General features: G+C 68.9%; 11 protein-coding genes. 6 read left to right on the top strand and 5 right to left on the bottom strand.

The features are described from left to right. Positions 1-670 precede the first annotated feature (670 nt). From RQG82_RS20085 to RQG82_RS20075, 3 genes are all read right to left on the bottom strand, one after another. The gene (locus RQG82_RS20085) at positions 671-2,722 is read right to left on the bottom strand and encodes a BCCT family transporter (RefSeq protein ID WP_311260553.1); all 2,052 of its coding nucleotides are present in this window, start codon (positions 2,720-2,722) and stop codon (positions 671-673) included. 171 nt (positions 2,723-2,893) lie between these two features. Further along, on the bottom strand, positions 2,894-4,585 hold the full coding sequence (locus tag RQG82_RS20080) for an AarF/UbiB family protein (RefSeq protein WP_311260552.1): 1,692 nt from the start codon (positions 4,583-4,585) through the stop codon (positions 2,894-2,896). 24 nt (positions 4,586-4,609) lie between these two features. After that, positions 4,610-5,194, bottom strand: a complete 585-nt coding sequence (locus RQG82_RS20075) for a PadR family transcriptional regulator (RefSeq protein WP_311260551.1) — start codon at positions 5,192-5,194, stop codon at positions 4,610-4,612. Positions 5,195-5,359: 165 nt separating this feature from the next. Between RQG82_RS20075 and RQG82_RS20070 the strand changes: the two genes are divergently transcribed. The 3 genes from RQG82_RS20070 to RQG82_RS20060 all read left to right on the top strand — a co-directional run bounded on the left by RQG82_RS20070 (position 5,360) and on the right by RQG82_RS20060 (position 8,566). Continuing rightward, entirely contained in the window at positions 5,360-5,737 is a 378-nt protein-coding gene (locus tag RQG82_RS20070; protein WP_311260550.1) for a YciI family protein, read from the top strand. Beyond that, positions 5,734-6,918, top strand: coding sequence for a DUF6596 domain-containing protein (locus RQG82_RS20065; protein ID WP_311260549.1), 1,185 nt, complete (start codon positions 5,734-5,736; stop codon positions 6,916-6,918). Before RQG82_RS20070 ends, RQG82_RS20065 begins: the two co-directional genes overlap by 4 nt. Positions 6,919-7,036: 118 nt before the next feature. Further along, the gene (locus tag RQG82_RS20060; RefSeq protein WP_311260548.1) at positions 7,037-8,566 is read left to right on the top strand and encodes a glycosyltransferase family A protein; all 1,530 of its coding nucleotides are present in this window, start codon (positions 7,037-7,039) and stop codon (positions 8,564-8,566) included. 12 nt (positions 8,567-8,578) lie between these two features. Here RQG82_RS20060 and map read toward each other — a convergent pair whose 3' ends face one another. After that, positions 8,579-9,367: a type I methionyl aminopeptidase gene (gene map / locus RQG82_RS20055; protein ID WP_311260547.1), complete on the bottom strand. Its 789-nt coding sequence runs from the start codon at positions 9,365-9,367 to the stop codon at positions 8,579-8,581. 78 nt (positions 9,368-9,445) lie between these two features. Here map and RQG82_RS20050 point away from each other — a divergent pair, with 78 nt between their 5' ends. After that, positions 9,446-9,724, top strand: coding sequence for a helix-turn-helix transcriptional regulator (locus RQG82_RS20050; RefSeq protein WP_311260554.1), 279 nt, complete (start codon positions 9,446-9,448; stop codon positions 9,722-9,724). A 1-nt stretch (position 9,725) separates the two neighbouring features. After that, positions 9,726-10,484 (top strand): SDR family oxidoreductase, encoded by a 759-nt coding sequence (locus RQG82_RS20045; RefSeq protein WP_311260546.1) that lies wholly within the window; start codon positions 9,726-9,728, stop codon positions 10,482-10,484. 12 nt (positions 10,485-10,496) lie between these two features. Here RQG82_RS20045 and RQG82_RS20040 read toward each other — a convergent pair whose 3' ends face one another. Further along, entirely contained in the window at positions 10,497-10,802 is a 306-nt protein-coding gene (locus RQG82_RS20040) for a transcriptional regulator (protein ID WP_311260545.1), read from the bottom strand. A 97-nt stretch (positions 10,803-10,899) separates the two neighbouring features. Here RQG82_RS20040 and RQG82_RS20035 point away from each other — a divergent pair, with 97 nt between their 5' ends. After that, positions 10,900-12,117, top strand: a complete 1,218-nt coding sequence (locus tag RQG82_RS20035; RefSeq protein WP_311260544.1) for an MFS transporter — start codon at positions 10,900-10,902, stop codon at positions 12,115-12,117. Positions 12,118-12,227: the final 110 nt, after the last annotated feature.

Raw genomic sequence — 12,227 nt, 5'->3', positions numbered from 1 at the left:
CCGGCCATGCACCGGGTCGGCGGGCGTGCGGGGTCGAGTTCGCATCCGGGGTCGCATGCGGGGTCACTTTCGCACCTTGAACGGCCGATTCCGATGCGTTTCTGACCCCGCACCGGGTCGGCCTCTCATGCGAGGTCAGTTCCGCACCCGAAGCGGGCGGTCCGGATGCCGTCCCGGCCATGCACCGGGTCGGCGGGCGTGCGGGGTCGAGTTCGCATCCGGGGTCGCATGCGGGGTCATTTTCGCACCTTGAACGGCCGATTCCGATGCGTTTCTGACCCCGCACCGCGCCGGAAGCCGGCGGTTCGGATGCCGTTCCGGCCATCCACCGGGGCGGCGGGCGGGCGGGGTCACTTTCGCACCCGAACTCGCGTGCGGGGCCAATTCCGCACCGGAAACGGCCGATTCCGATGCGTTTTTGACCCCGCACCGGGTCGGCCTCTCATACGAGGTCAATTCCGCACCAGAAGCCGGCGATTCGGATGCCGTTCCGGCCCCGAACCGCGTCGCACCTCGCCCCTGGGCCGCGCGCGGTCGCTAACCTGTGCGGGGTCGATTCCGCACCCGCGCTCGCAGGCGGGGCCAGTTTCGCACCTTGTACTCCCGATCTGGATGCGAAATTGACCCCGCACCGAGCAGAAGCCGGGTGCGGGGTCGATTCCGCGTGAAGTCAGGAAGGACGCTCGGCGAGGCCGGAGGCATCGGAACCGGCGTCGCCACCGGCATCCGCATCCGCATCGGCATCCGCACCGGCATTCGCACCGGCATCCGCATCCGCACCGGCGTCGGCACCGGCATCCGCACCGGCATCCGCACCGGCATCCGCAGAGGTCGCGCCGGTGGGGATGATGTCGATCGCCTCTGTGGCCGTCGCGTAGACCTCGGCGAGGCTGTCGTCGACGTCGGCCTCATCGATCCAGGCGAGGTCGTCGCCGGAGTGGTCGTATTCGACCGGCACGAGGGCGAAGTCGTCGCCGTACTCTTCGAGACCGGCCATGACGCTGTGGCGCACAGCCATGCGGGCATAGCGGTCGCGCAGGATCATCGGGTCTCGCCGCAGATCCTTCATGAACGCGACCATCATGAACGCCATGATCACCGCGAACGGCAGGGCGGCGATGATCGTGACGTTCTGCAGCGACTTGAGGCCGCTGCCCTCTTCACCGGTGACGAGCAGCACCGCGGCGATCACGCCGACCAGGACGCCCCAGACCACGGCGACCCAGCGCGACGGCTCGGGGCGGCCCTGCTGCGAGAGCGTGCCCATCACGAGCGAGGCCGAATCGGCTCCGGTGATGAAGAAGATCGAGATGAGCAGGATGAGGACGATGCTGGTGATCAGCGGGAACGGCAGGTTCTCGAGCACCCCGAACAGCACTTCCTCGGGCGGATCGACCGAGAGGTTCGCACCGTTCATCTGCTGCTGGATCGCCGTCGTGCCGAAGATCGCGAACCAGACGAGCGAGATCACGGCGGGCACGACGATGACGACCGACACGAACTGGCGCAGCGTGCGGCCGCGCGAGATCTTGGCGATGAACATGCCGACGAACGGCGACCACGAGATCCACCACGCCCAGTAGAAGATCGTCCAGCTCGAAAGGAACATCTGCGCCTCGTCGCCCTGCGACGCCGAGCGGGCGACCATCTCGGGCAGGTCGCCGAGGAACTGCACGGCGACCGACGGGATGACGTTGAGGATGAGCAGCGTCGGACCGACGAAGAACACGAAGAACGCAAGCAGCAGCGCGACGACCGCGTTGATGTTCGAGAGCGCGCGGATGCCCTTCGAGACACCCGATACGGCTGACGCGATGAAGCACGCGGTGAGCACGGCGATCGCTGCGATGAGCACGCCGTTGCCGAGCTCGCCGATGCCGCTGACGATCTCGACGCCGTGGCCGATCTGCAGTGCGCCGAGGCCGAGCGATGCGGCGGTGCCGAACAGCGTGACGATGATCGAGAAGATGTCGATCGTGCGGCCGAGGGGTCCGGTCGTGCGACCCTCACCCAGCAGCGGAGCGAAGATCGACGAGATCAGCGGGGTGCGGCCGCGGCGGAACGCGCCATAGGCGATCGCGCCACCGACGAGAGCGTAGAACGCCCACGCCTGCGGGCCCCAGTGGTAGAGCACCTGGGCCTGCGCGGTGTGCATCGCCTCGAGGGTGTTCGCCTCGACGGTTCCGGGCGGAGGATTCTCGAAGAAGGTGAGCGGCTCGGCGGCGCCCCAGAAGACCAGGCCGATGCCCATGCCGGCGGCGAACAGCATCGAGATCCACGAGAACATCGAGAACTCGGGCTCTTCGTCGTCACGACCGAGCGGGATGCGGCCGTAGCGGCTGAAGCCGACGAACAGCATGAAGACGAGGATGACGGTGGCGATCGTCGTGAAGAAGAAGCCGAAGTACTCGACGACCCACGCGAGCACGGTCGAGGTCGTGCCCGAGAGGTTGTCGCCCGCGAAGACTCCCCACGCGATGAAGGCGATGGTCAGTGCGACCGCGATTCCGAAGACGAGCGGATCGGTGCGGTAGGTGCGGCCGGTCTCTTCGACCGAGACGCCGGGCACGAGCGCCGGGTGCACGCCGCGCGGCGGCACGGCGGCGATGTCGCGAACGATCTTCTGGGCGGCTTCCGTGGCCTTCGCGGCCTGGCGGACGGCTGCGGTGTTGGTCTTCGGAACGTCGGTCCGCGTGGTGGGTTTATCGTCCGGAGTGTCCATGGGAACCAATTCTCCCATGCCGGCATTCTGCGGCCGCGACGGAAAGCCCAGTTCACCTCGTCGATCCGCGGCGCGTCGGGGGCGGACGCGCCGACGGGATGCCGGATGCTCTGGGTTTTCCGGGCGCGTCAGTGGTAGTGAGCCCGGACGTCTGGTCGTCGCGAGCCGACCTCAGCGCGGCTGGCGGCGCCCGCCGAAGACCGAGTGCAAGAGGGGCAGCGCCGAGACGCAGATGAGAGTGATGCCGAGCGGCGCAATCGAGGGCACGAGCAGCGCGCCGCCCACGAGCATCGCGGCGAACAGCACCCCCGAGCCGATGCGGCGGGCGATGCCCTCGAGCCGGTCGAGGCGGCGTTCGAGCGCCGATGTGTCGAAGGTGACGTTGCCGTCGTCGACACGAGTGATGATCGCGTCGATGCGCTTGGGCAGGCGGTAGGTGACGGCGGCGGTCTCCATGGCCTGCTGCGCCATGTCCTGCATGAGGTTGCCCGACTCGTCGCGCAGCAGCCGTGCGGCGTAGGGCTCGGCGGCATCCCACACGTTGAACGAGGGGTCGAGGCTCGAGCACATTCCCGAGGTCAGCGACACCGCGCGGATCAGCAGCAGCATGTTCTCGGGCAGCTGCAGAGGCAGCGAGCGCACCATGTCGCCGAACTCGTCGGCGAAGTCTGTGAACTCGCGCGGATCGACCTTGCTCAGTTCAGCGAAGCCCATACCGCCGAAGCGCGCGAACAGCGCCCGGAGTGCCCGTTCGAGCTCGGCGGTGTCGGCCGACGGCAGCAGCACGCCGATCTCCTGCGCTGCGGTGACGAGGCCGCGGCTGTCGCGGCCGGCGACCGCGATCAGCAGCGTGCGCAGGCCGTCGCGCAGGTTGTCGGGCACCTCGGCCATCATCCCGAAGTCGATGAAGGTGAGGCGGAAGTTCCTGCCGGTGGTGGATGCCGGCTCCGGCGTCACGAAGATGTTGCCGGGGTGCGGGTCGGCGTGCACGAAGCTGTGCGTGAACACCTGGTCGAACATGACCTCGGCGAACACGTCGGCGACCTGCGACGGATCGATGCCCGCGGCGCGCAGGGCATCGGTGTCGTTGATCTTGATCGCCGTGACGTCAGACAGCGTGAGCACGCGGCGGGTCGAGCGCTCCCAGACGATCTCGGGCGCATCGACACGTGCATCCCCGGCGAAGTTCTCGCGGAAGCGCTCGGCGCTCGCGGCTTCGTGCAGGTAGTCGATCTCCTCGAGGCTGGTCAGCGCGAACTCCTCGACCAGGCCGGGAGCATCGACGCGATCGGCGACCAGGCGCACGCGCGTCAGCCAGCGGGCGACACGGCGAAGGGCCGCGAGGTCGACCGCGACGATCTCGTCGATGCCGGGGCGCTGCACCTTGACGACGACGTCGCCGAGGCCGGTGTCGTCGGCATCCTGAGCAGCCAGGCGGGCCCGGTGCGCCTGACCGAGGGATGCAGCGGCCACCGGATTCTCGTCGAACCAGGCGTAGGCCTGCTCGAGCGGCATGCCGAGTTCTGCCTCGGCGGCCGCGCGGATGCCGGTGAACGGCACGGCCGGAACCTCGTCCTGCAGCCCCTCGAGCTCTTTCGTGATCTCAGGGGGCAGCACGTCGAGGCGCGACGACATGAACTGCCCGACCTTGATCATGAGCCCGCCGAGCTCGACCGCGAGCACATGGAACCGCTTCGCGAAGCGCTGCATGCGCGGCGCGCGGGTTCGCTCGGCGATCGAGCTCATGCCGAAGCGCGGCAGGACGAGCTCGAACCACCAGATCTTGATGAACTCGCGCGCCGCGAACGACAGGATGCGGCGGTACCGGGCACGATGGGCGCCCTGCGCCGCAGCATCCGTCATGTGTGGTCCCTGGTTCGTGTGCGATCAGTCCTGAGCGAGGATCGAGTACAGCCTACGGCGGGCCTCGTCGAGGATCTCGACCGCCTGCTGCACCTGCTCGGTGCTGCCGCTGCGACCGACGGCCGCGGCTGCGGCTGCGAGGTCGACGCCGGCCTTGGGCAGTGCGCTGTAGCGGGGGTTGTCGTGCGAGCCCTCGCCCTTCGACGACTCCCACGGTGCAGGGGTCTCGGTGTGCTCGGCGGCGACGGCACGGCCGGCTTCGGTGAGCGAGTAGGTCTTGCGACCGTTCTGCTCGTCGGCCTCGATGAGGCCCTCGTCGGCGAGCAGCTGCAGCGTGGGGTAGACCGAGCCTGCGCTGGGCTTCCACGTTCCGCCGCTGCGATCGGCGATCTCGTTGATGATCTGGTAGCCGTGCATCGGCTTCTCGGCGAGCAGCGACAGCACCGCGGTGCGGACGTCGCCCTTCGCCATGCGCGAGCCGCCGCTGGGGCGCTGCTCGAACGTCTTGCGGAGCTGCTCCATGGCATCGAAGATCGCGGACGCGGGTCCGCCGGGGCCCGAGCCGAAGCCGGATCCGCCGAACGGGTTCGAGGGGAATGCGTTGTTCATGATGACCTCCCGGGAGTGGTGAGCGATAGTCAACGATATATCGTTAAGGCTGTGTGTGGGGTGGGAATCCGACACCCACGAGAAACTTCGGCGGATGTGTCGATCGGCCGATCGCTCGATCGTCATCCCTCTGTACGCTGACCGACGAACAGTGAGGAAGAGACCATGCGCTACACACTGCTGTTGCACTACGAAGAGCTCGATGCCGAGACTCTGGGGGCCGAGGCCCTCGAACAGGGGCAGGCCGCGTTCGCGAGCTACGCCGCCACACTGCAGTCGGCGGGGGTTCTGATCGCTGCCGAGGTCCTCCAGCCGTCGGCCGTGACCACCACCGTGCGTGTGCGCGAGGGAGAGCTGCGGGTGCAGGACGGCCCGTTCGCCGACACGAAGGAGCAGCTCGGCGGCACGGTCGTCATCGACGTACCCGACCTGGATGCCGCGATCGGGTTCGCCCGGCAGGCACCTCCCGCCTTCTGGGGTGCGGTCGAGATCCGCCCCGGGGCCGTGTTCACGGTCGACGGCGTCTGGACGCCGAACCGATGATCCCCGAGGAGGTCCGCGCCGCCGCCGAGAGCACGGCGCGGATTTCCTATGGCCAGCTCGTTGCACTGCTCGCCGCGCGGACCGGCGACCTCGCGCTCGCCGAGGACTCGCTGTCGACCGCCTTCGAGGAGGCGCTGCGACGCTGGCCCGACGACGGCGTGCCCGACAATCCGGAGGGATGGCTGCTGACCGTGGCGAGGAACAGGCTGCGCGACGTGTGGAAGTCGCCGGCGAGAGCATCCGCTCCTCTCGACGAGGCGAGCGCACGAGTCGACCCGCTCGCCGACCACGATCCGCTCGCGATCGGCGACAAGCGGCTCGAGCTGCTGTTCGTGTGCGCGCATCCGGCGATCGATCCGATCGTGCGGGCGCCGCTCATGCTGCAGACCGTGCTCGGGTTCGAGGCCGCCGAGGTCGCGCGGGTCTTCGCCGTGCCGCCGTCGGCGATGGCACAGAGACTGGTGCGCGCGAAGCGGCGTATCAAGGATGCTCGGATTCCGTTCGCGGTTCCCGACCGCCGCTCGATGCCCGAACGGCTGCCCGCAGTACTCGAGGCGGTCTACGGATGCGCCGCACTTACGTGGCGTAGGGATGCCGAGTCGATGGCAGGCGAAGCGCAGTACTTGGCCGTCACCCTGGCCGGGCTGCTCGAAGACGAGCCCGAGGCATGGGGCCTCGCAGCCCTCACCACGTTGACACTCGCTCGGCGATCGCGCGAGTTCGTTCCTCTCGACGAGCAGGACCCCGCCTCGTGGGATGCCGAGCTGATCGCCGAGGGCGAGGCGTACCTGCGGCGAGCGCGGCCGGCGGATGCCCCGGGACGGTTCCAGCTCGAGGCCGCGATCCAGGCGGTGCACAGCGACCGGCTGCGCACGGGCGTCACCGACTGGGGGTCGCTGCGGATGCTGTACTCGGCGCTTCTCGCGGTCGCACCGACCCTCGGGGCCCGCGTCGCGGCCGCCGTCGTCATCGCTCGCCTCGACGGAGCGGAGGCGGGGCTCGACGCACTTCCGCCCGAGGCAGAGGGATTCCAGCCGTACTGGGCGGCTCGAGCGGGGCTGCTCGCCGAGGCCGGTCAGGATGCGACCGAGGCGTATGCGCGGGCGATCGCGCTCTCCGATGACGAGGCCGTCACCGGCTTCCTCCGTGCACGTGCAGCAGCTCACGCCCGGGACCACTGACGCGCACTGCACGCACGCGCTCCTGAAAGCAAGCCCCCTGCGCTCCACAGCTCCCGATGTTTGACTGATGTTGATGTCGAATTCCTCTGCTGTTTCCCCTGCGTCCACCTCTGTCCGAGTGAGCGTGGTCGTCCCCGTGTTCAAGCCGGGAGCAGCGTTCGACGAACTCATCGCCTCCCTCGACCGACAGACGCTCGGTCACGACCGGTTCGAGGTGCTGCTGTGCGACGACGGGTCGGGAGAGGAGACCGCCTCGCGACTGGTCGAGGTCGCGCGCGATCGTGCCTACATCCGCGTCGCCTTCCTGCCGCACTCCGGCTGGCCGGGCACCCCGCGCAACCACGGCATCGACGATGCGCGCGGCACCTACATCCAGTTCGTCGATCAGGACGACTGGCTCTATGACGGCGCCCTCGAGGCGCTCTGCGACTATGCCGACCTGCATTCCTCCGATGTGATCGTGGGCAAGGAGGTCGGCATCGGACGCCGGCTGCCGAGCCGGATCTTCCGCAAGGACGTGCCGCGTGCCCGCCTCGGCGAGGACCCGCTGCTCGAGATGCTCACGCCGCACAAGATGTTCCGCACCTCGTTCCTGCGCGAGAATCGCATCCGATTCCCCGACGGCAAGGTGCGGCTCGAAGATCACCTCTTCGTCATGCGGGCCTACTTCGAGGCGTCGACGATCTCGATCCTCGCAAGTCAGCCCTGCTACGCCTGGGTCAAGCACGCCGGCAGCGCGAGCTCGTCGCGCATCGAACCCGAGACCTACTTCCCTCATCTCGAGGCCGTTCTCGATCTTGTCGAGCGGTACACCGAGCCCGGGCGCCTGCGCGACAGGCTGCTGCGGCACTGGTTCCGCGGCAAGATCCTGAAGCGCCTCACCGGCAAGAAGTTCCTCGGATACCCGGATGACTATCGCGAGCGTCTGCTCGATGTGGTCGGGCCGCTCGCGAAGCGCCGCTTCGGACCCGGCGTCGACGGCGGCCTGTCGTTCCCCCACCGCATCCGCGCAGGACTGCTCCGCGCCGACCGGCGGACCGACCTGGTGAGCTTCGCGCGGTTCGAGATGGAGATGAAGTGCCGCGCGGTCGTGACATCGGCCCGGTGGTCGCGGGGCGGCGGCCTGTATCTGACGATCGACGTCTCGATCACCCGTGATGGGCAGGAGGCCCTCGTGATCGAGCCCGGCACAGGGCGCCTGACGTCGTTGCCGGTGTCGGTGCACGGGCTGCCGACGGCTCTGCTCGAAGCAGGGCGCGAGCTGCAGAACGATCAGGTCGAGCTGGTGCTGCGCGACAAGGCCGCCGGCGTCGAGCGTCGCATCGCCTCCCTGCATCAGCCCAGCCTCGGGGAGATCTCGGTCGCGATCGATCCGCTGAAGGTGTTCGGACCCTCCGACGAGTCACGCGGAGCGAAGCTGTTCGTGACGGTCAGGCGGGCGGGGTGGACGTTCGACGTGCCCCTCACCGCGGATGCCGCCACCCTGGCAGCCGCCGGACACTCGCCGCTGCTCGCTGGTCGCACGTGCACGCCCGTCGCGGGGCGTGGCGGGTCTGTCGAGCTGCGTCGCGTCTGGCCCGGCGGCCGACTCAAGGATCTTGCGGGGCGCGCCGCGCGTCGCGTGCGGAGCGGGTCGCGCAAGTCGTGATTCGGATGCGGGTCAGCGCGGGAGCGTGAGGATCTCGGCCCCGGTCTCGGTGATCGCGATGGTGTGCTCGGTGTGCGCCGTGCGGCAGCCGGTCGAGCTGCGGAGCGTCCAGCCGTCGGCATCGGTCACCAGCACGTCGGTGTCGGCCATGACCCACGGCTCGAGCGCGAGCAGCAGGCCGGGGCGCAGCTTGTAGCCACGACCGGGGCGTCCGTCGTTGGCGACGTGCGGGTCCTGGTGCATCGTCGAGCCGATGCCGTGACCGCCGAACTCTAGGTTGATCGGGTAGCCCGCATCGCTGAGCACCGTGCCGATCGCGTGCGAGAGATCGCCGATGCGCGCACCCGGGCGGGCCACGGCGATGGCCGCGGCGAGCGCGCGTTCGGTCGCGTCGATCATGGCGAGATCTTCGGATGCCGCGGCGACGGCGGCTCCGGCACTGCCGCCGACCACGAAGCTGATGGCGGCATCCGCCGAGATGCCGCGCAGTGTGACGGCGAGGTCGAGGGTGAGCAGGTCGCCGTCGGCGAGGGCGTAGTCGTGTGGCATCCCGTGCAGCACCGCATCGTTCACCGCGGTGCAGACGTAGTGGCCGAAGGGCCCGCGGCCGAACGACGGGGCGTAGTCGACGTAGCAGGACTCGGCACCGGCATCCTCGATCATCTGCTTCGTCCAGCGGTCGAGATCGAGCAGGTTCACGCCCACCTTCGTGCGCTGCTTCAGCGACTGCAGGATGCTGCCGACGAGCGCGCCGGCATCCCTCGCCCGGGCGAGCTGGTCGTCGTTGAGGATCTCGATCATGGTTGTCTCCGCATCCGGCAGCCTGCTGTTCCAATAACTATCCCGGTAATACTATCCCGGTATTAGAATGGGCACATGATGGTTCGCATGCCGCTGACTCCCGCCGAGGTCGAACGCGGAGAGCGTCTCGGCGCCCTGCTGCGGCGAGCGCGCGGCGAGCGGTCGATGCTGAGCGTCGCCCTCGATGCAGGCGTCTCGCCCGAGACTCTGCGCAAGATCGAGTCGGGTCGCGTCGCGACTCCCGCTTTCTCGACCATCGCGGCGATCGCCGGCGTGCTGCACATCTCGCTCGATTCGGTCTGGACCGAGATCGAGCCGCCGGTGCACGCGATCGGTCGTGCGCAGGTCGCGTCCTGAGATGGCGCATGCGCTGATCACGGGCAGCTCGCGGGGCATCGGTCGCGCGGTCGCTCAGGTGCTCGCTCGACGAGGCGACCGCGTCGTCGTGCACTACGTCCGCGATCGGACCGCCGCAGAAGAGACTCTCGCGTCGCTCGAGGGAACCGGTCACGCGGTCGTCGGCGGTGACATCGGAGACCCGGTCGCGGCGCAGCGCGTGGTCGAGGAGGCCATCGCCGCCCTGGGTTCGCTCGACATCCTGGTGAACAACGCCGCGGTCGCACCGAGTGCAGCCAACGAGCATCGCGTCGATTCGACGTCGTACGCCGAGTGGCAGGCCGCGTGGTCTGCGATGGTGTCGGTGAATCTGCTCGGGGCGTCGAATGTGACGATACTCGTGGCGCAGCACATGATCGAGCGCGGATCCGGCGGAGCGATCGTCAACATCGGTTCGCGTGGGGCGTTCCGCGGCGAGGCCGACCACCCCGCATACGCCGCGACCAAGGCCGGGCTGCAGGCGTTCGGCCAGTCGATGGCCCTCGCTCTCGCCCCTCACGGCATCTCGGTGACCTCAGTCGCGCCCGGAATGGTCGCGACCGAGCGACAGTCGGCGAAGCTCGACGGAGATCAGGGCGACAGCATCCGCGGGCAGAGCCCGTTCGGTCGCGTCGGCACTCCCGAAGAGGTGGCGGATGCCGTCGCCTACCTCACGTCACCCTCGGCGGTGTGGGCCTCGGGCACCGTGCTCGACCTCAACGGGGCGTCATACTTCCGCTAGGCCGTTGTCCGCTCAGGCCCGCAGCACGGACTCCAGCAACCCGGGGAAACGCGCGTCCAGATCGTCGCGCCGAAGCGTCAGCATCCGTCGCCGACCGTTGGCTTCGTTGCGGATCACGCCCGCCTCGCGCAGCACCTTCATGAAGTGCGACTTGGTCGACTTGGGGAGGTTCGGATCGGTCGCGTGGCACGCTGCCATGTCGAGCGGACCGTCGGCGAGCTGCCGCGCGATCGCCAAGCGCTCGGGGTCGCTGAGCGCGAAGAGCACGTCAGTGAGCTGGATCTCGGAGCGATCCGGGTGCGGGAGTTCGCCGGGCATGGTTCGAGAATAGTTGAACAATAGCGCGAACGCGAGTACGCTCCGATAGTTCGATGATTCTCGAACCCAAGACGAGACCACCCCCGCGGGAGCACGCATGACCACCACGGCACCGATCGCCACGACCCAGACGTCGGCATCCGCCATCCGCCGCCCTCGCTTCGGATTCGCGCTGGCGATCGTGACGCAGATCGCGATGATGACCGGCGCGAGCGCTCCTTCGCCGTTCTATCCGGTGCTCGCCGCCGAGATCGGATTCGACGCGATCGTCATCAGTTCGGTCTTCGCCGTCTACGCGATCGCCCTGCTGCTCGCGTTGCTCTCGGCCGGCTCACTCTCCGACCACATCGGACGCCGTCCCGTCGCGATCGGCGGACTCCTGCTGCTCGCCGGCAGCATGCTGCTCTTCTGGCACGCCGACTCGGTCGCGACCCTGATGCTCGCGCGCATCCTGCAGGGCGCCGCGAGCGGCGTGCTCATCGCCGCGCTCTCGGCCGCCGCCCTGGATCTCGCACCCGGCGGACGCTCGAGGGTCGCCGCCCTCTGGAATGCCCTCAGCCCCGGAATCGGCCTCGCGCTCGGCGCACTCATCTCGGGCATCGCCCTCGACGTGACCGGCCAGCCGCTGCTCGACGTCTTCGCACCGCTCACCGTCATCTACATCGTGCTCGCCGCGCTGTTCTTCCTCGCACCCGAGACCGCACCGCTGCGTCCTGGAGCGTGGGGATCACTGAGCTTCCGACTGTCGGTGCCCGCCGGCATCCGCTCGGACTTCTGGCGCGGCGCACCGGCGATCATCGCCGGGTGGGCGACCGGCGGACTCTTCCTCTCACTCGGCGCCAACATCGTGCGCACCGAGCTCGGCGGCGAAGCGCATGTCTGGCAGGGTCTCGCCGTCGCGATGCTGGCGGGCGTCGGCGCGATCACGGCGTTCGTGTTCCGCAATCGCCGCCCGCGCACTTCTGTGATCTTCGGAACAGCGGCTCTCGCGACCGGCACGGCACTGTCGCTCATCGCCCTCTCCGTCGAGTCGCTCCCCTTCTACCTCGCCGCGACGGCCGTGACCGGCATGGGCTTCGGCACCGCGTTCTCCGGAGTCGTCGCGTCGCTCGCACCGCGCATCCCCGCCACCGATCGCGCCGACACGTTCGCCGTGATCTACCTGCTCGCGTACCTCGCGTTCGGCGTGCCCGCCGTCGTCGCCGGAGCCCTGGTCGGGGTGTTCGGTCTCGGCGCGGTGTGCGTGGGATACGGGGTCGTGGTCATCGTGCTCGCGGTCGTCGCGTTGGTGCTGCGGGTGCGGCGCGCGGACTAGGCGCACGGAGCAGTCGCACGGGCCCCCACCCCTTCAGGAGGCCGCATCAGCAGGCCGCGCATCACGAAGCCCCCACCCCTTCGGGAGGAGAACTGCGCCTCGGGAGGAGA

This window comes from Microbacterium sp. WCS2018Hpa-9 (assembly GCF_031843745.1).
Classification (GTDB): Bacteria; Actinomycetota; Actinomycetes; order Actinomycetales; family Microbacteriaceae; genus Microbacterium.
The sequence above is the reverse complement of the archived record's forward strand: the minus strand, read 5'-3'. Positions and strand labels throughout refer to the sequence as shown.